Origin of the sequence: Rhodococcus ruber NBRC 15591 (assembly GCF_001894945.1) — a bacterium.
Lineage (GTDB): Bacteria > Actinomycetota > Actinomycetes > Mycobacteriales > Mycobacteriaceae > Rhodococcus > Rhodococcus ruber.
This window is the reverse complement of record NZ_BCXE01000001.1, coordinates 558,156-581,075: the sequence shown is the minus strand read 5'-3', so window position 1 is coordinate 581,075 and position 22,920 is coordinate 558,156. Positions and strand designations below refer to the sequence as shown.

Annotated in this window: 20 protein-coding genes; 11 read left to right on the top strand and 9 right to left on the bottom strand. The window is 68.5% G+C overall.

The genetic code is table 11. The features are described 5' to 3' along the window. Positions 1 to 8 precede the first annotated feature (8 nt). Entirely contained in the window at positions 9 to 536 is a 528-nt protein-coding gene (locus RR3_RS02585) for a MarR family winged helix-turn-helix transcriptional regulator (RefSeq protein WP_010595854.1), read from the top strand. A 56-nt stretch (positions 537 to 592) separates the two neighbouring features. Here RR3_RS02585 and RR3_RS02580 read toward each other — a convergent pair whose 3' ends face one another. The 5 genes from RR3_RS02580 to RR3_RS02560 are packed head-to-tail and all read right to left on the bottom strand — an operon-like array spanning position 593 to position 6,007. Further along, complete coding sequence (locus RR3_RS02580) at positions 593 to 1,369, bottom strand: enoyl-CoA hydratase (RefSeq protein ID WP_017681720.1); 777 nt, start codon at positions 1,367 to 1,369, stop codon at positions 593 to 595. Then, entirely contained in the window at positions 1,366 to 2,274 is a 909-nt protein-coding gene (mmsB, locus tag RR3_RS02575) for a 3-hydroxyisobutyrate dehydrogenase (protein WP_017681721.1), read from the bottom strand. Before mmsB ends, RR3_RS02580 begins: the two co-directional genes overlap by 4 nt. Position 2,275: 1 nt before the next feature. Beyond that, positions 2,276 to 3,337 (bottom strand): enoyl-CoA hydratase/isomerase family protein, encoded by a 1,062-nt coding sequence (locus RR3_RS02570; protein WP_017681722.1) that lies wholly within the window; start codon positions 3,335 to 3,337, stop codon positions 2,276 to 2,278. Continuing rightward, the gene (locus RR3_RS02565; RefSeq protein ID WP_010595850.1) at positions 3,334 to 4,488 is read right to left on the bottom strand and encodes an isobutyryl-CoA dehydrogenase; all 1,155 of its coding nucleotides are present in this window, start codon (positions 4,486 to 4,488) and stop codon (positions 3,334 to 3,336) included. The genes RR3_RS02570 and RR3_RS02565 overlap by 4 nt, the downstream gene beginning before the upstream one ends. Before the next feature lie 13 nt (positions 4,489 to 4,501). Then, a complete protein-coding gene (locus tag RR3_RS02560) occupies positions 4,502 to 6,007 on the bottom strand; it encodes a CoA-acylating methylmalonate-semialdehyde dehydrogenase (protein ID WP_010595849.1) in 1,506 nt (501 codons plus the stop codon). 445 nt (positions 6,008 to 6,452) lie between these two features. Between RR3_RS02560 and RR3_RS24805 the strand changes: the two genes are divergently transcribed. Next, on the top strand, positions 6,453 to 6,674 hold the full coding sequence (locus RR3_RS24805; protein WP_017681723.1) for a hypothetical protein: 222 nt from the start codon (positions 6,453 to 6,455) through the stop codon (positions 6,672 to 6,674). 767 nt (positions 6,675 to 7,441) lie between these two features. Beyond that, entirely contained in the window at positions 7,442 to 10,537 is a 3,096-nt protein-coding gene (locus tag RR3_RS24485; protein ID WP_082752460.1) for an NACHT domain-containing protein, read from the top strand. Positions 10,538 to 10,611: 74 nt separating this feature from the next. Here RR3_RS24485 and RR3_RS02545 read toward each other — a convergent pair whose 3' ends face one another. Continuing rightward, positions 10,612 to 11,370 (bottom strand): SWIM zinc finger family protein, encoded by a 759-nt coding sequence (locus tag RR3_RS02545; protein ID WP_017681724.1) that lies wholly within the window; start codon positions 11,368 to 11,370, stop codon positions 10,612 to 10,614. After that, positions 11,367 to 14,174: a DEAD/DEAH box helicase gene (locus tag RR3_RS02540; protein ID WP_026137995.1), complete on the bottom strand. Its 2,808-nt coding sequence runs from the start codon at positions 14,172 to 14,174 to the stop codon at positions 11,367 to 11,369. Before RR3_RS02540 ends, RR3_RS02545 begins: the two co-directional genes overlap by 4 nt. 146 nt (positions 14,175 to 14,320) lie before the next feature. Here RR3_RS02540 and RR3_RS02535 point away from each other — a divergent pair, with 146 nt between their 5' ends. From RR3_RS02535 to RR3_RS02525, 3 genes are read left to right on the top strand one after another with little or no spacing between them, the layout of a single operon-like run. Next, positions 14,321 to 14,647 (top strand): hypothetical protein, encoded by a 327-nt coding sequence (locus tag RR3_RS02535; RefSeq protein ID WP_010595846.1) that lies wholly within the window; start codon positions 14,321 to 14,323, stop codon positions 14,645 to 14,647. Between the two features lie 48 nt (positions 14,648 to 14,695). Next, a complete protein-coding gene (locus RR3_RS02530) occupies positions 14,696 to 15,397 on the top strand; it encodes an HNH endonuclease family protein (protein WP_026137996.1) in 702 nt (233 codons plus the stop codon). 46 nt (positions 15,398 to 15,443) lie between these two features. Continuing rightward, positions 15,444 to 16,268 (top strand): shikimate 5-dehydrogenase, encoded by an 825-nt coding sequence (locus RR3_RS02525; RefSeq protein WP_017681726.1) that lies wholly within the window; start codon positions 15,444 to 15,446, stop codon positions 16,266 to 16,268. Between the two features lie 10 nt (positions 16,269 to 16,278). Here the strand turns inward: RR3_RS02525 and RR3_RS02520 are convergent, their stop codons facing one another. Then, positions 16,279 to 17,115: a sulfurtransferase gene (locus RR3_RS02520; protein WP_010595843.1), complete on the bottom strand. Its 837-nt coding sequence runs from the start codon at positions 17,113 to 17,115 to the stop codon at positions 16,279 to 16,281. 80 nt (positions 17,116 to 17,195) lie between these two features. Here RR3_RS02520 and RR3_RS02515 point away from each other — a divergent pair, with 80 nt between their 5' ends. The 3 genes from RR3_RS02515 to RR3_RS02505 all read left to right on the top strand — a co-directional run bounded on the left by RR3_RS02515 (position 17,196) and on the right by RR3_RS02505 (position 20,122). Next, positions 17,196 to 18,383 carry a benzoate/H(+) symporter BenE family transporter gene (locus RR3_RS02515; protein ID WP_017681727.1) on the top strand — a complete coding sequence of 396 codons (1,188 nt, stop codon included), beginning with the start codon at positions 17,196 to 17,198 and terminating at the stop codon, positions 18,381 to 18,383. Continuing rightward, positions 18,380 to 18,856: an acyl-CoA thioesterase gene (locus RR3_RS02510; RefSeq protein WP_010595841.1), complete on the top strand. Its 477-nt coding sequence runs from the start codon at positions 18,380 to 18,382 to the stop codon at positions 18,854 to 18,856. Before RR3_RS02515 ends, RR3_RS02510 begins: the two co-directional genes overlap by 4 nt. 93 nt (positions 18,857 to 18,949) lie before the next feature. After that, positions 18,950 to 20,122: a thiolase family protein gene (locus tag RR3_RS02505; RefSeq protein ID WP_017681728.1), complete on the top strand. Its 1,173-nt coding sequence runs from the start codon at positions 18,950 to 18,952 to the stop codon at positions 20,120 to 20,122. A gap of 66 nt (positions 20,123 to 20,188) precedes the next feature. Here RR3_RS02505 and RR3_RS02500 read toward each other — a convergent pair whose 3' ends face one another. After that, complete coding sequence (locus tag RR3_RS02500) at positions 20,189 to 20,659, bottom strand: Lrp/AsnC family transcriptional regulator (protein ID WP_010595839.1); 471 nt, start codon at positions 20,657 to 20,659, stop codon at positions 20,189 to 20,191. Between the two features lie 167 nt (positions 20,660 to 20,826). Here RR3_RS02500 and pdhA point away from each other — a divergent pair, with 167 nt between their 5' ends. Together pdhA and RR3_RS02490 are read left to right on the top strand one after the other, a co-directional pair. Next, positions 20,827 to 21,930: a pyruvate dehydrogenase (acetyl-transferring) E1 component subunit alpha gene (gene pdhA, locus RR3_RS02495; RefSeq protein WP_017681729.1), complete on the top strand. Its 1,104-nt coding sequence runs from the start codon at positions 20,827 to 20,829 to the stop codon at positions 21,928 to 21,930. Next, a complete protein-coding gene (locus tag RR3_RS02490; RefSeq protein WP_010595837.1) occupies positions 21,927 to 22,910 on the top strand; it encodes an alpha-ketoacid dehydrogenase subunit beta in 984 nt (327 codons plus the stop codon). Before pdhA ends, RR3_RS02490 begins: the two co-directional genes overlap by 4 nt. Positions 22,911 to 22,920 lie beyond the last annotated feature (10 nt).

Sequence of the window (22,920 nt, the reverse complement as noted above, 5' to 3'; positions counted from 1 at the left end):
ATCGACGTATGCCCGCACCGCTACCGCTCGATCCGATCGCCGAGGCCCACCGCCAGTGGACGGCCCACGGCTGGGGCGAGGTCGCGGACGGCATGGCCGCGGTGACCTCGGTGATGCGCGCGCAGCAGATCATGATGGCGCGGGTCGAGGAGGTCCTCAAACCGTTCGGGCTCACCTTCGCCCGGTACGAGCTGCTGACGCTGCTGCATTTCACCCGGACCGGGGCGCTGCCGATGGCGAAGGCCAGCGCCCGCCTGCAGGTCCACCCGACCAGCGTCACGAACGCCGTGGACCGGCTCGAGACCGCCGGTCTGGTGCGCCGCACCCCGCACCCGAGCGACCGTCGCGCGACGTTGGTGGAACTGACCGACGAGGGACGCGCGCTGGCCGTCGCGACCACCGAGAAGCTCAACGCCGAGGTGTTCGCGCGCCCCGGCGTGCCCGACGATCAGCTCGAGACGCTGCTGCGCATCCTGGCGGGCCTGCGCCACGACGCCGGCGACTTCGACACCGGCGGCGAGCCCAGCCGCTGGTGAAACACACCGGGGCCGTTCCGCACGAGTGCGGAACGGCCCCGGTGTGTTTCGGACGATCAGGCGTGCTCGAACTTCGGTGCACGCTTCTCGACGAACGCGGCCATGCCTTCCTTCTGGTCGGCGGTGGCGAACGTCGAGTGGAACACCCGGCGTTCGAACTTCACGCCCTCGGCGAGGGTGGTCTCGAAGGACCGGTTCACCGCTTCCTTGGCCATCATCGCGACGGGCAGCGACATCGACGCGATCGTGGTCGCGGCCTCGAGCGCCACGTCGAACAGTTCCGCGGCCGGCACGACGCGCGAGACCAGGCCCGCCCGCTCGGCCTCCTCGGCGTCCATGTTCCGGCCGGTCAGGCACATGTCCATCGCCTTGGCCTTGCCCACGGCGCGGGTGAGCCGCTGCGAGCCGCCGATGCCGGGGATGACGCCGAGCTTGATCTCGGGCTGGCCGAACTTGGCGGTGTCCGAGGCGATGATGAAGTCGCACAGCATCGCCAGTTCGCAGCCGCCGCCGAGGGCGTACCCGGAGACGGCGGCGACGATCGGCTTCCGGATCGACGAGAGCCGATCCCACTGGGAGAACAGATCTTCCGCGTACACCTCGGAGAACGTCTTCGGCGCCATCTCCTTGATGTCCGCGCCCGCGGCGAACGCCCTCTCGGATCCGGTGAGCAGGATCGCACCGATGCCGGCGTCGGCGTCGAGTTCCTCGACGGCCGCCACCACCTCGCGCATCAGCTGGCTGTTGAGGGCGTTGAGCGCCTTGGGCCGGTTGAGCGTGATGATGCCGACGCGGTCCTTGCGGTCGAGCAGGATCGTCTCGAAGTCCGTCACTGGGTTTCCTGTTCTGTCGAGCGGTTGCGGATCTCGGTGATGATGGCCGAGAAGTCCAGCCCGCCGCCACCCGAGGTGTTGAACCGGTGGTAGATCTCCGCGGCCCGCAGACCCAGTTCGGCGTCGACGTTGTTGGTGCGCAACGCATTCGCGGCCAGGCCGAGGTCCTTGTCCATGAGCGCGGCGGCGAACCCGGGCTGGTAGTCGTTGTTGGCGGGGGTGGTGGGCACCGGGCCGGGCACCGGGCAGTTGCTGGTCAGCGCCCAGCACTGGCCGGAGGCGTTGGACGCGACGTCGAAGAGGGCCTGGTTGGTCAGGCCGAGCTTCTCACCGAGGACGAAGGCCTCGCTGATCGCGATCATCGACACGCCGAGGATCATGTTGTTGCAGATCTTGGCGGCCTGGCCGACGCCGGACCCGCCGCAGTGCACGACCTTGCGGCCCATGACCTCGAGCAGCGGCTTCGCGGCCTCGAAGTCCTCCTCCGACCCGCCGACCATGAAGGCCAGGGTGCCGGCGGCGGCGCCCGCGACACCGCCGGAGACGGGCGCGTCGATCGCGCGGTGCCCGGCCTGCACCGCCTCCTCGTGGGCGGCGCGGGCGTCGGCGACGTCGATGGTGGAGCTGTCGACGAACAGGGTGTTCGGCCGAGCGGCCGGCAGGACCTCGTCGTACAGCTTCAGCACGAGGGCACCGTTGGGCAGCATGGTGATCACGACGTCGGCGTCGCGGACCGCGTCGGTCGCGGACTCGACGATCGTGAGGCCGTCGGCGCGGCCCTGTTCCTGGGCCGCGGGCACCGGGTCGTAGCCGGTGACCGGGTAGCCGGCCTTGACGAGGTTCGCGGCCATCGGCCCGCCCATGTGGCCGAGACCGAGGAAGGCGACGTTCGGCAGAGTGCTCATGTCAGGCGGTTTCCTTCTCGGGTGCGGCGAGGCCGAGTTCGAGCTCGCCGAGGGGCTGGAAGTACGCGTCGACGTCGGCGTCGGTGACGTCGGCGAGGGTCGCCGGCGACCACGCCGGGTTGCGGTCCTTGTCGACCACCTGCGCGCGGATGCCCTCGACGAGATCGTGCGAGCGCAGTGACGCCAGCGAGACCCGGTACTCCTCGTTCAGCACCTCTTCGAGGCTGCCGAGTTCGCGGGCGTGCCGCACCGAGCGCAGGGTCGCCTTCAGCGCGACGGGCGACTTGCCGAGGATCTGCTCGGCGGCCGCGCGGGCCTCGGGCTCCTCGGCGGCCTGCAGGCGGGCGACGATCTCCTCGACGGTCGGCGCGGAGTAGGCGGCGTCGATCCAGGAGCGCTGCGCGAGCAGCGGCGACTCCGGGGCCGGTCGGGCGAATTCGGCGAGCGCCTCGTCGACCGTGCCGGATTCGAGGGCGGCGACGAATTTGTCGAGCGCCTCGGACGGCACGAAATGGTCGGCGAAACCGAGGGCTATGGCGTCGCCGGCCTTCATGCGACCGGTGGTCAGCGCGAGGTGGGTGCCGAGCTCGCCCGGGGCGCGCGAGAGCAGCCAGGTGCCGCCCACGTCGGGGACGAAGCCGATGCCCACCTCGGGCATCGCGATCGTGGAGCGTTCGGTGACGATCCGGACGTTGCCGTGGGCGGCGATCCCGACGCCGCCGCCCATGACGATGCCGTCCATGATCGCGACGTACGGCTTCGGGTAGCGGCCGATGGCGGCGTTGAGGATGTACTCGTCGCGCCAGAAGTCCTGCGAGCCGGTGCCGCCGTCGCGGGCGTCGTGGTAGATCGAGACGATGTCGCCGCCGGCGCACAGGCCGCGCTCCCCCGCCCCGTCCACGACGACCGCGCGGACCGAGTCGTCCCCGGCCCACTCGTCGAGCGCGGCGGCCATCGCCTTCACCATGTCGTAGTTCAGGGCGTTGATGGCCTTGGGCCGGTTGAGGGTGATCCGGCCGATGCCGCCGGAGACCCGGACGAGGACGTCTTCCGTCTCGGTCATTTCGCTCCGTTCTGCGCCGCGGCCACCACGCTGCGCGCGACGACCACCCGCATGATCTCGTTGGTTCCTTCGAGGATCTGGTGTACGCGCAGATCCCGCACGATCTTCTCGAGTCCGTACTCGGCAAGATAGCCGTAACCACCGTGCAGTTGCAGCGCGTCGTTGGCGACGTCGAAGCAGGCGTCGGTGGCGAACCGCTTCGCCATCGCGCACAGCTCGACGACGTCGTCGGCACCCCGGTCGAGGGCGTCGGCGGCGCGCCAGAGCAGCGTGCGGGAGGCTTCGATGCCGGTGCGCATGTCGGCGAGCCGGAACTGCAGGGCCTGCGAGTCGAGCAGCCGCTCGCCGAACGCCTTGCGCTCGGCGAGATATCCGACGGTCTTGTCGAGCGCGGCCTGGGCGCCACCGACCGAGCACGCGGCGATGTTGAGCCGGCCGCCGTTGAGCCCGTGCATGGCGATACGGAAGCCGCTGCCCTCCTCGCCGAGAAGGTTCTCGGCGGGCACGCGGGCGCCGTCGAAGATCACCTGACGGGTGGGCTGGGCGTTCCAGCCCATCTTCTTCTCGTTGGCACCGAAGGACAGCCCGGGGGTGTCCTTCGGGACGATGATCGCGGAGATGCCGCGCGGGCCGGGCTCACCGGTGCGGGCCATCACCACGTACACGTCCGACGTTCCGGCGCCGGAGATGAACTGCTTACCGCCGGTCAGGACGTACTCGTCGCCGTCGCGGACGGCCCTGGTGCTCAGGGCCGCCGCGTCGGAGCCGGCGCCGGGCTCGGTCAGGCAGTAGCTGGCGAGCTGGTCCATCGTGCACAGTCCGGGGACCCAGCGGCGGCGCTGCTCGTCGTTGCCGAACCGGTCGATCATCCACGTGACCATGTTGTGGATGGAGATGTACGCGGCGATCGACGGGCAGCCCTTGGCGAGTTCCTCGAAGATCCGGACGGAGTCGAGACGGCGCAGGCCCGACCCGCCGACGTCCTCGCGGACGTAGATGCCGCCCATGCCGAGCGCCGCGGCCTTGCGCAGGACGTCGACCGGGAAGTGCTTGTTCTGGTCCCATTCGACCGCGTTCGGGGCGAGGAACTCGGCGGCGAAGTCGCGGGCGGTGTCGCGGATCGCCCGGTCGTCGTCGGTGAGGGTGAACATCTGCTACCTCTGCCTAGTCCATCGTCGGGATGACGAAGTGATCCGCGTGCTCCTTGACGCCGGAGAACCAGCGCTGGGTGACCGTCTTGGTCTTGGTGTAGAAGCGGATCGAGTCCGGTCCGTGCTGGTTGAGGTCGCCGAAGCCGGACCGCTTCCAGCCGCCGAAGGTGTGGTACGCGATCGGCACCGGGATGGGCACGTTCACGCCGACCATGCCGACGTTGACACGGTTGGTGAAGTCGCGGGCGGTGTCGCCGTCGCGGGTGAAGATCGCCACGCCGTTGCCGTACTCGTGCTCCGAGGGCAGTCGCAGGGCCTCCTCGTAGTCGTGCGCGCGGACGACGATCACGACGGGGCCGAAGATCTCCTCGCGGTAGATCTTCATCTCGGGGGTGACGTTGTCGAACAGGGTGGCGCCGGAGAAGAAGCCGTTCTCGTGGCCCTCGAGCACGAAGTCGCGCCCGTCGACGACGAGCTGCGCGCCCTCGTCGATGCCGGACTGGATGTAGTCGTGCACCCGCTGGCGCGCCTCGGCGGTGACCAGCGGGCCGAAGTCGGCGTTCGGGTCGTCACTGCGGCCGACCTTCAGCTTTCCGACGCGTTCGGTGAGCTTGGCGACGAGCGCATCGGCGGCCTCCTCGCCGACCGGCACGGCGACGGAGATCGCCATGCAGCGCTCACCGGCGGAGCCGTAGCCGGCGCCGACGAGGGCGTCCGCCACCTGGTCCATGTCGGCGTCGGGCATGACGATCGCGTGGTTCTTGGCGCCGCCGAAGCACTGGGCGCGCTTGCCGTGGGCGGCGGCGGTCTCGTAGATGTACTGGGCGATCGGGGTGGAGCCGACGAAGCCGACGGCCTTGATGCGCTCGTCGGTGAGCAGCACGTCGACGACGGTCTTGTCGCCGTTGACGACGTTGAACACGCCGGCGGGCAGCCCGGCCTCGATGAACAGCTCGGCCAGGCGCAGCGGCACGGACGGGTCGCGCTCGGAAGGCTTGAGCACGAACGCGTTTCCGCACGCGATGGCCGGGCCGGCCTTCCACAGCGGGATCATCGCGGGGAAGTTGAACGGGGTGATGCCGGCGACGACGCCGAGCGGCTGGCGCATCGAGTAGACGTCGATGCCGGTGCCGGCGGAGTCGGTGAACTCGCCCTTGAGCAGGTGCGGGATGCCGGTGGCGAACTCGATCACCTCGAGGCCGCGCTGGATGTCGCCCTTGGCGTCGGCGACGGTCTTGCCGTGCTCGGAGGACAGCAACCGGGCCAGGTTCTCCATGTCGTCCTGCACGAGCTGCAGGAACTTCATCAGCACCCGGGCGCGCTTCTGCGGGTTGAACGCCGCCCATTCCTTCTGCGCCTCGACGGCGTTCGCGATGACGGCCTCGGTCTCGGCGACGTCGGCGAGGGGAACGCGGGCCTGCACCTCACCGGTGTTGGGGTCGAAGACGTCGGCGAACCGGTCGGAGGCGCCGGGGATGTGCTTGCCCCCGACGAAGTGGGTGAGTTCTCGAACGCTCATGTCCGGATCCGTCCTAACTGGTCGAATTCTCGTGTTTCGGTGGGATGATCGGGGGCAGCGGGCGGCACCCCCAGCAATGTGTGCTCATCCTATAGTTGGAAGTCCATGTATGTCTAGGGTCGAATACCCTTATAGACACCTACCCTTGCGGAGATTCGGGTTTCACCGCAGCTGGCAGCATGATCACCCCATAACCTACGTGTCGTATCTCCGGCAAGGTGTTGCGGACGGCCGCGTCGTCGCACCGCACTCCGCGACCGACCCAGCGATCACGATCAACGGCCACAACGCTGCCCGTTCTTGGCCCGATGGAGTAGTCTCCGCCTCGATGTGTATCAGCCTGGGTCAGGCGCGTTGACGACCTCGTTCGTGTCGGACTTGACGCACGCCGCAGGACTCGCCATCGCCGAGAAGAACGGCTGCGTAGTGCAGGAACCGATCGAGGATGCTGGCGACAGCGTGTTCGAGCACGGCTCGGCCCCTGCTCGAACGGCTTGGAGGCAATCGCCAGGGATCGACCTTCGGAGGCGCCAGCTACGAACCGGAACAGCATTCTGGTGCCGGTCTTGTCCAGCGGCACCAAACCGACCTCATCAACGAGGATCAAGTCAACGTACAGCATCGTGTCGACGATCTCATCGACGGTGAAGTCGGCAAGACCGCGTAGAGGGTTTCGACGAGATTGGCGGTGAAGTGACGGACGTTGTGCCCGGCATGCGCAGCCTCGATCCTTGACCCGATCAGGGTGTGATATGCCGGTCCTGGACAGGCCCCGTGTGCACATGGTGGGACGGCGACAGCGGTGACTGTCTATGCGCCACTCGGCTTTCTCGTCTGCGACCAGGCTGCGGTTTGAGCCGCTGTATCCGGTGGTCGCCGCGATCAGAAGCCGGCCTTCGGCTCAGATCCGGTCCCGCGACTAGGCGGAACATTTGGCAACGATCCGGACGACGGTGACGTAGTTGGGGGACGCGGCGCTCGCAGGGAGGGGATGACGCCAGCCTCGAACCGTCAGATGACCCGGCGAACGGTCTAATGGGTGGTGCCGCACATCTCGACGGCGCCGAGATAGGTGCCGACCTTACGGTAGACGGAAATCGTGTCCATATGGTCCCTCGCAGACATCAATGGAACTCCCTGGGCGGGGACAGGCGACTGGGTGGCACGGTCACCTTCACCGCTCAGACCAACGTTCCAGTGGGAATCACGACGAACACGAGATAGGGATCTCACCTAGCCAACCGTCAGACATTACCGTGTGGACTTCCGCATGACCATGAACACTCGCGCAGCGCATTAACGCCAACTTGAGCTGCACGAAATCCAAGAAGTGCAGTCACAGTCACCGTGATTTCCGGCGCGTTTTGGACATACATTGAGGACCCGCGTGACAAGATTCAGCATCGCTGCGCACCTATACTACGAAGCCGGGCCGTGGAGGCAACCATGCAAGTGTCCATCCCCTACGAGGCTTGCGGGCTGATGCCGGGGCAGGCCATGTCACCGCGAGACTGCCTGAATGCCCTTGAGCTTGCAGTACGCGCCACCTATTGCTTGTTGCTGCCAGCACTCGTAGAGCAGCCGAATGACGACCAGCGGATACCGCGTCAGCAAGGCTACAGCACCTATCTTCGTCTGCTGCAGCAACTACCTGAGGTGACCGAACCTACGTACGACAAGCACCTGGGTCTACTTCAACTCCATCAAAGAACCGCTAACCATACAGTGGGCTCAAAAACTATTAGGGATTGGCGCAACTTCTTCAGCCACGGGGGAATCATTCCACAGGATTCCGATGGCGGCTTCAGAAAAGTCGAAATTGAACAACTCACAATCGAAATTGTTTCAGCGTTCAATGACGCATTCGACGAGTGGGACATCACTCCTTCCGGAAAGGATAAACCCCCCACTGTGCGCTCACCTTGGGGAGCTCGCTGCAACCCCCTAATATTCGCCGATTCGAACGCATGGGGTTTTTGGCATGCATTTGTCGAAGACGACGACGGTGAGCTAGCAGCATACTTCATGCTGGACAGCAGTCGACCTGAAGCCGAAATCGATGTATGCGGCACTGCGTTGCGCGACAGCCTAAGGATTTTTCTATCCCCGAACCGAACCAATGGACCAACAAGTACTGAGATTCGCGCCTTCAAGAACGTCATAACAACAGACCTTGACTCATTCAAGGACTCAAGCGTGCCCCTACGCTTCGACGTCGATTCCGACACACTGCCGTTCGTACTTCGCTGGCGACGAAAGACAAGCGAGGGTTTCGAAGAACGCACAGATGTATTCGACATATCATCCGGCGACAGATCCCGCCGCTGGATGCACACTGACGGATCCCGTCGACTCTATCGAGACTTCATCCGTGAGATCTCCAACTGGACAATCCTGTGTTCGCGGCTACACGACAGGGCAATTCGTTTGGCAAATCGAGAACTAGAGTGGACTCGCATGACCTTGGGGTCCACCGGTGGAGATTTCCCGATAGACCGCAGAGTTGTTGTCAACGAAACAATCGGCAATGGCTTCGACCTCGATCGCGATCATAGGATTCAGGGCGCGTACGGACTTGCCAACCTACTCGACCGATCTGTGGATACCTTAACTGGTATTCCTCAAGTATATTTCCTGACCGGCGAGGCTGGAATTGGGAAAACTCACACTCTATTGTCAATCGCGCGCGACCGCTGCGATGTGATCGCAAACGAACGCGACTCTAACCTTCCGCTATACCTGTACATCGACTGCGCGGGGATCCAGTTGCGATCCCTCGAAGAGGCAATCGATTCGGCCGTAAATGAGACTATGATTCTAAGTGCTGGCCGGGTCTTCACCCTCTGCCGCAATGGGATGATGGTATTGCTAATCGATGGATTTGACGAACTCCTTGGGGGTGCAGGATATCGGGATGCGCTCCAGGTACTTCGTGGGGTTATCAGAAAACTGGAGCAATCGGGGACGATGCTGATCTCGGCCCGGTCATCATATCTTGCGAATCAGTACAGGTCGAGCATGAATTCCGTCGGCGAAGTATCCTCCATTGCCGCGCATCAATTGCTGTCGCTCGAACGATGGACTTCTCTGCAGGTATCTGAACTCTTCGCCGCTCGGGCATCTTGGGCACCATTTAAGCATCGATTTGATTCCGATGAGCTCGAACTACTGGGACTCCCGTTCTTTGCACGAGTCTTTGACACCTGGGCCACGAACCACCGAACCGATCAATCAACGAGTAAGATCGATCTCGTCAGGCTGCTTCTCAGCGCCTATCTCGACCGAGAGATGAATAAGCTGAATAGCGCAAGACTACAGGAAGTTAACCGGGACGAGTTGAACGAGGTGCTGCTAGAGTGCTGCGGGGCAATATTTGCCTCCGAGAGCGCCGACCTCGATGAGGAAGAGTTCCATCTTTGCGCTTCTGTCGCCCTAGGACGCGACTTCGGGCCCTCCGCGACCGCCCGGGACAGGGACCTAATCAATAGAATGACCGTACTATGCGGACTTTCCGTTCAGCGCGTCGACGGCTTCAATCAGGGAGTTCGCTTCGCCTTTGACCACCGCATCTACTATGAGTCGCTGCTTGTAGATTTTCTAGGACGGACGTACCTCGAGCCACTGACAGTGCGGAATGAGCCGAACATCACCCGCGCTGCATTCGAAAAAGAGGTTCTCTCAGCGAACGTGCTTCGCGGACTAATACACCGTTGGCACGACGCCTGCACTACTGCCGTCGCATATTTGGGCGGTGGTGGTGGAACTTTAGGTAGCACACTGTCGATTAATATCGGAGAATTATTCGCGATGCTGACGTCTCAAACGCGAGATGTTAGAGCGGTTTCCGCGCTTGTGCAGGTACGGATCAAAGATCTTGACTTATCCAGCTCGCAGCTTGGCGAGCTTCGTTTGATTGGGTCTTCAGTCGATACCCTAACTCTGGATGCGTCGGCTGTGGGGTCCGTCCACTTGGAGAATTTTCGAGCAGAGCGCATTGTACTAGTCGGAGACGAAAATCAGCATCGCGCTGGTTCGTGTCGAGTCGAACTTGGGACCGGTTGCACCGTTGGAGAGGTGGAAGTGCACCTAGTAACGGCCACCGAGCACAGGGTGCACGAAATTGCGGTAAATGGCTCTGACGTGCTCTCCATCCTCTCCCGGTACGGCTGGGAGAATGCGGCAGAATTGCTCGCAGAGACCAGTCGTATGGCGATTAGCGAGTTCGAGAAATTCGTGGACGAGGTTCTTCGGAAAATGGCTGTCCGCCAACAGCGCGTCTTTCTGATTGGGGAACGGTCTCGGGTGCCCGGAGATACCGCGCCTGCTGGCACTCACGATCCGTCAAACACTAATTGGGCTACGTTGGTGGATGCGTTACTTGACAGCGGTGCAGCAACTAAGAAGCGGATTAACGCTTCTGGGACGGCGAAGTCGCAAGTAATGCTCCAAGTGAACGCGTTAGAACTTGCAGATAAGTTGTCGACGGACGAGATCGTTGCTAAGTTCTGGGAGATGGTGCGCTCTGCATAGGACTTGCGGAGAGGTCATCGCTTCCGAAAGCACCCTGACAATCACGCGACTCACCAATCTTCCGGACATAACAGTCACCTCAGCCGCCGGTACATCTCCTTGAGGTCCGACGTGCCGCGGAGGACGACCGACTCGTCCGTGCCGCCCGCTCGCAGCGCCCGGCGCAGCAGCGTCGGATCGAGATCCTCGGGCGCGGGCCGGTACGGCTCGGCCGGCAGATCCGGCAACCGGATCTCGTTCCCGTAGAAATCCTCGTCGCCGGCCTCGGCCCCGTCCACCCCACCGATCACCGTGCTCAGGTCGACCCCGCGCAGGGTGAGCACCGCCAGCGGCTGCTCGTCGACGTGCTCGGCCAGCAGGTAGGCCACCGCCGCCGCGTGCTTGCACGGCCACCCGTCGTCCGGGCAGGTGCAATCGAAGTCCAGCTCACCGGCACGCCGCGGGAGCAGCAGCGGACCCAGCTCCTCCGGCAGCGCACCCCCCGCGAGCCGGACCAGCATGCCCGGCGCGGACCGCACCCGGTCGATCAGGTCCGTGACCGCGTCCTCGTCGAGGGTGCGGATGGTCACCGTCGAGGTGAACGGGCGCAGCTGGCTGCCCTGCACCTCCCCCACCGCCGCGCCGGGCTCGAGCCGCATCGAGACCACCTGACCCGACCGGGCATAGGTCCGGCCCCGCGCGAGCCGGCCCTTGTCGGCGACCTGCTCCATCGCCGCAACCAGCTCCTTCGACCACCAGGTGCGTCCGATCGAGCCGCGTTTGGTCCGCGCCTCGATGCCGCCGACGACCCGCCGGCGCTTGCCGTAGCGATCGAACCCGCCCGCCGGGCTCATTCGCCCACCGCCTCGTCGCCCAGGGACAGCAGCGAGTGCAGTTGCTCGGTGGACAGCTCGGTGATCCAGTTCTCGCCGGCTCCCACGGCGAGCTCCGCCAATTCCTGCTTCCCCGAGATCATCTCGTCGATCCGCTCCTCCAGGGTGCCGACGCACACGAGCTTGCGGACCTGCACGTCGCGGCGCTGGCCGATGCGGAACGCCCGGTCGGTGGCCTGGTTCTCCACCGCCGGGTTCCACCAACGATCCAGGTGCACCACGTGATTCGCGGCCGTCAGATTCAGGCCGGTGCCGCCGGCCTTGAGCGAGAGCAGCATCATCGGCGGACCGTCGTCGCCCTGGAACGCGGCGACCATCGCATCGCGCCGGCCCTTGGACACGCCGCCGTGCAGGAACGGCACCGTGGTGCCGAAGCGCTCGGCCAGATACGGCGCGATCAGGTCGCCGAACTCCCGGAACTGCGTGAACAGCAGGGCCTTCTCGCCGTCGGCGAGGATCGACTCGACGATGTCCTCCACCAGCCCGAGCTTGCCCGACCGGTGCCGGCCGCGGCGCAGCACCCCGGAGCCGTCGCCCAGGTAGTGCGCCGGATGGTTGCACACCTGTTTGAGCCGGGTCAGCGCGGCGAGCACCGCGCCCTTGCGGGCCATCCCCTCCTTGTCCCGGATCTGCCGCATCATCTCGTCGACCACCGCCCGGTACAGCGCCGCCTGCTCGGCGGTGAGATTGGCCCGCACCGTCTGCTCGAACTTCTCCGGCAGATCCGAGATCACCGACGGGTCGGTCTTGACGCGGCGCAGCACGAACGGCGACGTGAGCGCCCGCAACCGCGCGGCGGCCGCCGCGTCGCGTTCCCGCTCGATCGGAACGGCGAACCGGGCGCGGAACGTCGCCGGCGAACCGAGCAGGCGGGGATTGGCGAAGTCGAGGATCGAGCGCAGCTCCTCGAGCCGGTTCTCGACGGGGGTGCCGGTGAGCGCGATGCGGTGCCGCGCGGGGACCGCGCGCGTCGCGCGGGACTGCGCGGTCGCGGCATTCTTCACGTGCTGGGCCTCGTCGAGCACCACCCGGCCCCAGCGCAGCGACCGCAACTGCGTCACGTCCCGCGCGACGAGCGCGTACGTCGTGATCACCAGGTCGCTGTCGGCGACCGCCGCGGCCAGGGCGGCGTCGCGCAGCCGCGCCGGGCCGTGGTGGACGTGCACGCGCAGGCCCGGCACGAACCGCTGGGCCTCGCGCTGCCAGTTGCCCACCACCGACATCGGGCACACCAGCAGCGTCGGATCGGTGGCGACGTCGCCGGCCCGTTCGTGGGCGAGCAGCGCGAGCACCTGCACGGTCTTGCCGAGACCCATGTCGTCGGCCAGCACGGCGCCGAGCCCGAGGCCGCTCATGAACGCCAGCCACTCGAGGCCGCGCTGCTGGTACGGGCGCAGGGTCGCATGCAGGCCGGGCGGGGACGGCACCGCCTCGGGCCGGACCTGCCCGTCGAGCAGGGTCGCGACCCAGCCGGTCGCGGCGACGTCGGTGACCTCCACCGGTGGTGGCTCGTCGCCGGTGAACCGGCCGAACAACGTCGCCAGCGTCGCGTCCGTCGCGCCCTGGCCGGCGACGTAGCGGGCGGCCCGGGCGAGCGCGAGCGGATCCGCCTGCACCCACTTGCCGCGCAGCTTGACCAGGTCGCTGTTGGCCGCGATCAGCCGTTCCATCTCGGCGGGGGTGAGCAGCATGTCGCCCACGGCGAGCTGCCACTCGAACGAGACGAGCGCGTTCATGCCGACGGTGTCGTCCTCGGCGGCGACGGGCGCCACCGGCGAGGACACCTGCAGCCGCAGCGACGGCTCGAGCCGCGCCCAGGCGCGGGGCAGCAGCAGCGCCACGCCGGCGTCCGCCAGTGCGCGGCCGCCGTGCTCCACCAGATCTGTCACCACCCCGGTCGGCAGCAACAGGTCGAGGCTGTCCGGGTCGCGCGGCACGTCCTGCAACCGCGGATACGCCTTCAGGGCGGCGCCGAGCTTGCGGATCCCGATCTGCAGCAGCTGCGCGTCGGAGCCGTCCACCGGCACCGGCGCCGGTGCCTGTCCCTCCGAGCGCAGACACACCTCGAGCCGCCACAGGGTGTCGGCGCCGATGGCCTCGTCCTCGTCGTCTTCCGGCTCGACGAGTCGCAGCACCAGGTCGGGCTCGTTTCCGGCGAGCGAGGACCGCCATTCGTCCAGTGCGTCGGCCATGCGCTGGGTGCCACTGTGGTGCGGTTGCCCCTCGGCCAGGGCCGCGATCAACGGGTGCAGGGAAGTACCGACGTTGCCGATCAGGGACCGGGTGATCGGATCGGTGAGTTCGGTGACGAGGTCGTCGAGCAGCGCCGCGGGCCGCCCGGCCTGCCGCTGCACCGGCGGCATCGCGGCGGACAGCTCGGCCGTCCAGGCTCGGATCCGGTCGCCGCCGAGCAGGCGCCACCGCGCCCACCACTGCCCGTCGGCGCGGTGCAGTTCCGGGGCCACCCGCCCGGCCTGTGCCCACCGCTCGATGCCGCGGGCGACGTGGGCGAGGTACCGCAGGTCCCCGGCCACCGTCTCGGCGTGCCGGGGCAACGCCAGCAGCAGCTCCGCGGCGTCGGCAGGCGCGATCGCCACCGCGGGGAGCGGCCGCGGTGCGTCGTCGCCGGGCAGTCGCAGTTCGACGCGGTGCCGGAACGGGCGGTCGATCCATCGGCGCAGGACAGCCGGTGTGTCGTCGGCCGGGTGCTCGTCGTCGCGCCACAGCATCAGGCCCGCCCCCGGTGACCACAACCCGTGCAGCATGCCCACCATGGTGCCAGTCGTGCCCGACACCGCCGGCGCAGGCCGGGGCGCGGGACGAGCGGGCGTGCGCCGGGGACGATCGACCCTGGATCGGGCCGGGCCCCCGGAGGACACTGGGCTGCAGGTGCACCCACCAGGAGACTGCGATGTCGATCATGATCCAGGTCCTCGAGCAGACCTACAGCGCCCACACCCCGTGGGAGCAGGTCAAGTACGCGTTCGTCGACTCCGAGCACGTCACCGCGATGCGACTCGACGGACAGTGCGGCGTGTGGCTCGACGGAACGAAACACGGTGAGTCCCATCGGCTCGCCGCCACCACGACCGCGGAGCAGGCGGTGTTCTTCCTGCTGACCGTGTTCGACCGGGTCGCCGAGTGCAAGCAGCACGGCGGGTCGTGGATCGTCGGGCACGACGGCCGCACCATCGAATCCATCCACGCGGTCCGGTTTCCGTTGACGACCGACGGCTGAGCCGGCGCCGGCGCCGGCGCTGTCGGGGCGATCGGTGAGAATGTCCGCGTGCGAGGGGGCGCAGTTTTCTGGGGGCTGGTGGTGGCGGTCGCGATCGCCGTGTCGTGGGGGTGGGACCGGATCGAGTCGAACGCGCCACCGGCACCGGGCAGCCCCGCACGCGGCGCGCTCGAACAACTCTTGGCGCGGGCGGCGGTGGTGCCGCACCGGCCGCAGGTGCCGGGGTACGAGCGCGGGTGCGGGCCGGGCGAGGGATGTGTGTTCGGGGAGGCGTGGTCGGACGATCATCCGGGCCCGGGTGGGCGCGACGGGTGCGACACCCGCAACAACGTGCTCGCCCGGGATCTGCGCGACGTGGCGTTCCGGCCCGGCAGCGGCGACTGCATCGTGCTGTCGGGCACGCTGTCCGACCCCTACACCGGTGCCCGGCTCGAGTTCCGTCGCGCCGAGGGCCGAGCCGTGCAGATCGACCACATCTATCCCCTGGCGGCGGCGTGGGACCTCGGTGCGGCGGAGTGGCCGGTCGAGCGGCGCCGGCAGTTCGCCAACGACGTCGCCTTCAACCTGATCGCGGTGGACGGGCCGGCGAATCAGGACAAGCGCGATCACACCCCGGCCGAGTGGCTGCCGCCCGCGGTGGCGTACCGCTGCTGGTTCGCGGGCAAGTACCTGTCGGTGGCGGTGCGGTACGGGCTGCCGATCACGGCGGCCGACCGGGAGGCGCTGGCGGCGACGATCGCCGCGTGCTGAGGGCGCCGTGCCCCGCGTCCTCGCGACGGGAACTAGCGTGGCACGCATGCTCTCGCGCATCACCAAGGACACCCGTCTGTGCATCTCCCTGTCGGGACGGCCGAGCAACATCGGCACCCGCTTCCACAACTACCTCTACGACGAGCTCGGTCTCGACTACGTGTACAAGGCGTTCACCACCACCGATCTGCCGTCGGCCGTGGCAGGGATCCGCGGCCTCGGCATCCGGGGGTGCGGGGTGTCGATGCCGTTCAAGGAGGCCGTGATTCCGTTGATCGACGAGCTGCACGACTCGGCGCGCGCCATCGAGTCGGTCAACACGATCGTCAACGAGGACGGCGTGCTGCACGCCTACAACACCGACTACCAGGCGGTGGCGGACCTGCTCCGCGAGCACGAGGTCGACCCGGGGATGCCGGCGGCCGTCGCGGGCAGCGGCGGGATGGCCAAGGCCGTCGTGGCGGCCCTGCGCGACAGCGGGTTCACCGACGTGTCGGTGATCGCCCGCAACGAGGAGACGGGAGCCGCCCTGGCTCGGCAGTACGGGTTCGACTGGCGCACCGAGCTCGACGGACGCACGCCGGGATTGCTCGTCAACGCCACCCCCGTCGGGATGACCGGTGGTCGCGAATCGGAGCAGCTGCCGTTCCCCGCGGCCGCGGTGGCCGCCGCGTCGACGGTGTTCGACGTCGTGGCGATGCCCCCGGAGACACCGCTGATCCGTGCGGCCCGCGCGCACGGGCTGCCGGTGATCACCGGCGCCGAGGTCATCGCCCTGCAGGCGGCGCAGCAGTTCGCGCTGTACACCGGGGTGACCCCGACGCCCGAGCAGGTGCGCCGCGCGTCGGAGTTCTCCCGCTCGCAGGGGTGATCGCGGGTCCTCACGCCCCGGTGGCGACCTCCCGGGCCGGGTCCTGGCACCACTGCGACCACGACCCCGGGAACAGCGCGGCCTCGATACCCGCCACGGCCAGTGCCGCGATGTCGTGGGTCGCGGTGATCCCGGACCCGCAGTACACGGCGACGGGACGGTCCCCGCACAGTGCGGTGAATCGTGCGGCGAGTTCCTCGGCGGATCGGAACGTGCCGTCCGCCCGGAGGTTGTCCGTGGCGGGGGCGCTGACCGCGCCGGGGATGTGCCCGGCGCGCGGGTCGACCGGCTCCTCGTCGCCGCGGTAGCGCGCGGCGGCTCGCGCGTCGAGCAGGGTTCCCCGCGCGGGGTATCGCCCGGCCTCGTCGATGTCGACCGTGGGCAGGTAGCCGCCGCGCAGGGTCACCGAGCCGGACTCGACGAATTCGCCGGGGCCCGCCGCCAGAGCACGGCCCGTCGCCGTCCACAGCGGCAGCCCGCCGTCGAGCAGGCGCACGTCCTTCAGACCCGCCCAGCGCAGCAGCCACCAGGCGCGGGCGGCGGCAAGGCCCCCGGTGTCGTCGTAGACGACGACGGTGTCGCCGTTGTCGATCCCCCACCGGCGGGCATGGTCCTGCAGCCGGGCGACGTCGGGCAGCGGGTGCCGGCCGCGGCCGGGAGATCCGGGGTCGGCGAGTTCGGTGGCGAGGTCGACGTACACCGCTCCGGGGATGTGGCCTTCGCGGTAGCGGTCCTCGCCGTCCGGGTCGTCGAGCGACCATCGCACGTCGAGCAGCACCGGAGGCGTGCCCGCCTCGACGAGGTCGGCCAGCTCGTCCACGGTCATCAGCACGGGATCGGCAACCATGCCCCCGATCCTGACACGTCGGCGCGGGCGGTGCCGGGCGGCGCGGGCGGTGCCGGTCCGCTGCGGCAGAATTGCCGCCCGTGTCCGATGCCCCCGCGCCCAGTCGTCCCGACTCGCTCATCCGGCCGCTCGGGGCGGGCGTCGTCACCGCTCTCGTCGGGTTCACCAGTTCGTTCGCGGTGGTGCTGACGGGGTTGCAGGCGGTGGGGGCGTCGCCGTCGCAGGCGGCCTCGGGGTTGTCGGCGCTCTGCCTGACCCAGGGTCTCGGCATCCTGTGGCTGGCACGGCGGTTCCGCACGCCGATCACGCTCGCGTGGTCCACGCCGGGCGCCGCGCTGCTCGCGGGCACCGGTGTGGTGGCGGGCGGCTGGCCGGCGGCGGTGGGCGCGTTCGTCGTCGTGGGCGCCGCGATCGTCCTGACGGGGCTGTGGCCGCGCCTCGGCGCGCTGATCGCGGCGATCCCCGCATCGTTGGCGCAGGCCATGCTCGCCGGGATTCTCGTGCCGCTCTGCCTCGCCCCGGTCGAGGGCGTGATGGACGCGCCCGCCGCGATCCTGCCGGTGGTGGCGACGTGGCTGGTGCTGCAGCGGCTGCGGCCACGCTGGGCGGTGCCGGGGGCGTTCGGGGCCGCGGCCGTGGTCGTCGCGATCCATCTGGTGCGCTCGGGAACCGCGCCGGCGGCGCGGGAGCTGGTGCCGGCGCTCGAGCTCACGGCCCCGGCGTGGACGTGGCAGGCGTTGCTCGGCATCGCCCTCCCCCTCTACATCGTGACGATGGCGTCGCAGAACATCCCGGGCACGGCCGTGCTCGACTCGTTCGGTTACGCCACGCCGTGGCGGGCGGCGATGACGGTCACGGGGCTCGGCACCGTCGCGGGAGCGACGGCCGGTGGGCACGCGATCAATCTCGCCGCGATCAGCGCCGCGCTGGCGGCGGCGCCCGAGGCCGAGCCCGACCCGGCGCGCCGATGGGTGGTCGCGTGGTGCGCGGGCTGGTCCTACCTGGCGCTGGCGGTGTGCTCGACCGGGCTCGCGACGGTCGTGGCGACGGCGCCCGACGGTGTGGTGGAGGCGGTGGCCGGGTTGGCCCTGCTCGCGACGCTCGGCGGGGCGCTGGCCTCGGCTCTGCGCGACGCGCCGGAACGCGAAGCAGCGGTCGTGACGTTCCTGGTCGCGGCGTCCGGTTGGAGCATGTTCGGTATCGGATCGGCATTCTGGGCGTTGATGGTCGGACTTGCCGTCCGCGTGGGACTATCGTCAGGACGGTGACGAACCGCCAGCCGACGACGCCCGCCGCCGACCCACCCGTTCCCGCCCGGTTTCCGGTCCTGTGGCCGATGCAGACCCGGTGGGCGGACAACGACCACTACGGCCACGTCAACAACGTCACCTATTACTCGTACTTCGACTCGGCCGTCAACGGGTGGCTGATGGCCACGACCGGGGTCGACATCCGGGAGCTGGACGCGATCGGCGTGGTCGCGGAGACGTCGTGCCGGTATCTGGCGGAGCTGTCGTTCCCGGACCGGCTGCGCGTGGGCCTGGCGGTGGAGCGGCTGGGAACCAGCAGCGTGACCTATTCGCTGGCGATCTTCCGGGAGGACGGCGAGGGGGGTCTGCAGGCGGCTGCGACCGGGCGGTTCGTGCACGTGTACGTCGACACCCGCACGCGACGTCCCGTGGCGATCCCCAAGGAGATCAAGAAGGCGGTCGCGCAACTGGTGACGCCCCCGGCGGAGTAGTTCCCACCCACCAAGCATCCGCTTGGCATCATATTCATCTACCGGATTACACTCCGGGGCATCCGCACGTCCCCGACAGAGAGTGATCCGAAGATGCGCGATGCAGTCATCGTCGAAGCCGTCCGCACCCCCATCGGCAAGCGGGGCGGCGGCCTGTCCGGCGTTCACGCCGTCGAGCTGTCCGCCCACGTCCTGCGCACCCTCGCCGAGCGCACCGGCATCGACCCGAGCCTCGTCGACGACGTGCACTGGGGCACCGTGCAGTCCGTGGGCATGCAGTCCGGGAACATCGGCCGCATGGCGGTGCTCGGTGCGGGCTGGCCGGAGTCGGTGCCCGGCTTCACCATCGACCGGCAGTGCGGATCGTCCCAGCAGGCCGTCTCGACGGCGGCCGCCGCGGTGATCTCCGGCCAGGCCGACCTCGTCGTCGCCGGCGGCGTGGAGATCATGTCCGCGATCCCGCTCGGCTCCTCCGCGCCCGAAGGCACCGGGCAGATGGGCGGCCCGGCGCGCGAACGGTACGCCGACGAGCTCACCGCGCCCGGCTTCAACGGCCGCTTCAACCAGGGCGTCGGGGCCGAGATCATCGCCGAGCAGTGGGGCATCTCGCGCACCGAACTCGACGAGTACTCCGTCCGCTCGCACGAGCGTGCCGCCCGGGCCCAGGACGAGGGCCGGTTCGCGGACGAGATCGCGCCCTACACGCTGGCGGACGGCACCGTGATCGACTCCGACGAGGGCATCCGGCGCGGCTCCACCGTCGACAAGCTCGCCGGCCTGAAGGCCCCCTTCCGGGAGAACGGCGTGGTCACCGCCGGCAACGCGTCGCAGATCTCCGACGGCGCCTCCGGGCTGCTGATCACCACGTCGGAGCAGGCGAAGGCTCTGGGGCTGACGCCGCTCGCGCGCGTGCACACCGCCGTCGTCACCGGCGACGACCCGGTCAAGATGCTCACCGGTCCGATCCCGGCCACCGCCCTGGCGCTGAAGCGGTCGGGACTCTCGCTCGGCGACATCGACGCGTTCGAGGTCAACGAGGCCTTCGCCTCCGTGCCGCTCGCATGGCAGCGCGAGACCGGCGCACCGAGCGAGAAGCTGAACCCCCTGGGCGGCGCGATCGCCCTCGGCCACCCCCTCGGCGCCTCGGGCGGTCGTCTCGCCGCGACCCTGATCCACCACCTGCGCCACACCGGCGGCCGCTACGGTCTGCAGACCATGTGTGAGGGCGGGGGCACCGCCAACGCCACGATCTACGAAATCCTCTAGCCCGCACGCCGAGGCGCCTTCCGGGTTCGGTCCCGGAAGGCGCCTCAGCGCTGCACGGAAGGCGCCTCAGCGCTGCGCGAGCCGCTCGAGCAGCGGCGCCGTGCGCGGACCCACCAGTTCGCGCATCACCAGCGCCATGTTGGTGCGCTCGACACCGGGGATCTCGAGGATCTGCCCGGCCAGCCGGTAGAGATCGTCGGCGTCCCGCGCGACCACCTTCACCGACAGGTCCGTCTGCCCCGTCATGCCGTACACCTCGGTGACCTCCGGGATCTGCCCGAGGGCCGCGACGACGGCGTCGAGCCGGTGCTGATCGACCCGGGTCGCGACGAACGCGGCCAGCGGGTAGCCGAGCGCCCGCGGATCCACCCGGCGCTCGAACGAGCCGAGAACCCCCTCCGCATCCCACCGCGCGAGCCGTGCCTGCACCGTGTTCCGGGACAGCCCGAGACGCTGGGACAACTCCACCCCGGTCGCCCGCGGGGTGCGCGCGAGCTCGAGCAGCATCCGGGCGTCGGTGGCATCGAGACTGGTCATGTTTCGCAGTATGACAGCGCCGGACCCCCCGAAACCGTGCTTGCTGCACAATCACGCGACGATCGATTGCGCACCTGCACCCCGCGTGGATCATGTGATGTACAACACAGGTTTGTCCGGGGCGCCTCACGAGGGCGACCGGTCCCGCCATAGCGAGGTGGTGCACGGTGGTCGACAAGATTGCCTACCCGATCCAGCTGATCCAGCCCGACGGTCGACGGGTCCACAATCCCGAGTACTCCGCGCTCGTCGCCGACGTCGGACCCGACGAACTCCGGGCCCTGTACCGCGACATGGTCGTCGTCCGCCGCCTCGACGCCGAGGCCACCGCGCTGCAACGGCAGGGCGAACTCGGACTGTGGGCACCACTGCTCGGCCAGGAGGCCGCTCAGGTCGGCTCCGCGCACGCCCTGCACCGCGACGACTACGTCTTCACCAGCTACCGCGAGCACGGCGTGGCCTGGTGCCGCGGCGTCGACCCCGCCGACATGACCCGGTTGTGGCGTGGCTGCGCCCACTCCGGCTGGGACCCGGCCGCCGTGAACATGACCAACCCCGCGATCGTCGTCGGCTCCCAGGGGCTGCACGCCACCGGCTACGCGATGGGCGCCCACTTCGACGGCGCCGAGATCGCCACCGTCGTCTACTTCGGCGACGGCGCGACGAGTCAGGGCGACATCGCCGAGGCGCTCGGCTTCGCCGTCGCATGGGGGGTGGGCGTGGTCTTCTTCTGCCAGAACAACCACTGGGCGATCAGCAACCCGGTCCACTCGCACAGTCCCGTCCCGATCGCGCAGCGCGCCGCCGGGTACGGAATGCCGGCCGTGCAGGTCGACGGCAACGACGCGCTCGCGGTGCTCGCCGTCACCCGCCAGGCCACCCGGCACGCACGGGAGGGCAGCGGCCCGTCGTTCGTCGAGGCCGTCACCTACCGGATGGGCCCGCACACCACCTCCGACGACCCCACCCGCTACCGCACCCCGGCCGAGGCCGAACTGTGGCGGATGCGGGATCCGATCGACCGGCTCCACCGGCTGCTCGAGCGCGAGAGCCACGCCGATGCCGGGTTCTTCGACGAGGTCGGCGCCACCGCGGACGAGGCCGCGGCCCGGTTGCGCGCCGGCACCCTCGGCGCCCGGGATCCGGAGCCGCTGAGCATGTTCGACCACGTCTACGCCACCGACCACCCGGCGATCGCCGAGGAACGCACCCGCTACCGCGACTACCTCGCCGGTTTCGAGAACGCGACCCACGAGGAGGCGCTGTCATGACCACCACCACCCTGGCCCTCGGCGCCGCCCTCGGCGCCGGCCTGCGCCGGGCCCTCGAACACGACCGCAAGGTGGTGATCATGGGAGAGGACGTCGGCCGGCTCGGCGGAGTCTTCCGCGTCACCGACACGTTGCAGAAGGACTTCGGCGACAACCGCGTCATCGACACCCCCCTCGCCGAATCCGGGATCGTGGGAACGGCTTTCGGCATGGCGCTGCGCGGCTACCGACCGGTGTGCGAGATCCAGTTCGACGGCTTCGTCTACCCCGCGTTCGACCAGATCGTCTCGCAGGTCGCCAAGATCCACTACCGCACCGCCGGGCGGGTCACCGCACCGCTGACCATCCGCATCCCCTACGGCGGCGGGATCGGGGCGGTCGAACACCATTCCGAGTCACCCGAGGCGTACTTCGCGCACACCGCCGGACTGCGGGTGGTCAGCCCGAGCAACCCGGCCGATGCCTACGCGATGATCCAGCAGGCCGTCGCCCTCGACGATCCGGTGATCTTCCTCGAGCCCAAGCGCCGGTACTGGGACCGCGCCGAGGTCGATCTCGACGCGGAGCCGGAGCTGCCGCTGGACCGGGCCCGCGTCACCCGCGCGGGCACGGACGTCACCGTCGTGACGTTCGGCTCGATGGTCGCGACCGCCCTGCAGGCCGCGCAGATCGCCGAGACCGAGGGGCATTCCGTGGAGGTGATCGATCTGCGGTCCGTCTCGCCCGTCGACTTCGACACCGTCGAGGCGTCGGTGCGGCGCACCGGACGCCTGGTCGTGGTGCAGGAGGCACCGCTGTTCTGCGGCATCGGCGCCGAGATCGCCGCCCGCCTCTCGGAACGCTGCTTCTACCAGCTCGAGGCGCCGGTGCTGCGGGTCGGCGGATTCGACATCCCCTATCCCCCGGCGAAACTCGAGGCGCACCACCTGCCCGACCCGGACCGCATCCTCGACGCCGTCGACCGCAGCCTCGCGGCGTGAGGACCGGGAC

Coding starts and splice junctions, on each gene's coding strand:
- RR3_RS02585 (WP_010595854.1), top strand. CDS start 9: ATGCCCGCACCGCTACCGCTCGATCCGATCGCCGAGGCCCACCGCCAG.
- mmsB (WP_017681721.1), bottom strand. CDS start 2,274: ATGAGCACTCTGCCGAACGTCGCCTTCCTCGGTCTCGGCCACATGGGC.
- RR3_RS02570 (WP_017681722.1), bottom strand. CDS start 3,337: ATGACCGAGACGGAAGACGTCCTCGTCCGGGTCTCCGGCGGCATCGGC.
- RR3_RS02565 (WP_010595850.1), bottom strand. CDS start 4,488: ATGTTCACCCTCACCGACGACGACCGGGCGATCCGCGACACCGCCCGC.
- RR3_RS02560 (WP_010595849.1), bottom strand. CDS start 6,007: ATGAGCGTTCGAGAACTCACCCACTTCGTCGGGGGCAAGCACATCCCC.
- RR3_RS24805 (WP_017681723.1), top strand. CDS start 6,453: ATGCTGGCGACAGCGTGTTCGAGCACGGCTCGGCCCCTGCTCGAACGG.
- RR3_RS02545 (WP_017681724.1), bottom strand. CDS start 11,370: ATGAGCCCGGCGGGCGGGTTCGATCGCTACGGCAAGCGCCGGCGGGTC.
- RR3_RS02540 (WP_026137995.1), bottom strand. CDS start 14,174: ATGCTGCACGGGTTGTGGTCACCGGGGGCGGGCCTGATGCTGTGGCGC.
- RR3_RS02535 (WP_010595846.1), top strand. CDS start 14,321: ATGTCGATCATGATCCAGGTCCTCGAGCAGACCTACAGCGCCCACACC.
- RR3_RS02525 (WP_017681726.1), top strand. CDS start 15,444: ATGCTCTCGCGCATCACCAAGGACACCCGTCTGTGCATCTCCCTGTCG.
- RR3_RS02520 (WP_010595843.1), bottom strand. CDS start 17,115: ATGGTTGCCGATCCCGTGCTGATGACCGTGGACGAGCTGGCCGACCTC.
- RR3_RS02505 (WP_017681728.1), top strand. CDS start 18,950: ATGCGCGATGCAGTCATCGTCGAAGCCGTCCGCACCCCCATCGGCAAG.
- RR3_RS02500 (WP_010595839.1), bottom strand. CDS start 20,659: ATGACCAGTCTCGATGCCACCGACGCCCGGATGCTGCTCGAGCTCGCG.
- RR3_RS02490 (WP_010595837.1), top strand. CDS start 21,927: ATGACCACCACCACCCTGGCCCTCGGCGCCGCCCTCGGCGCCGGCCTG.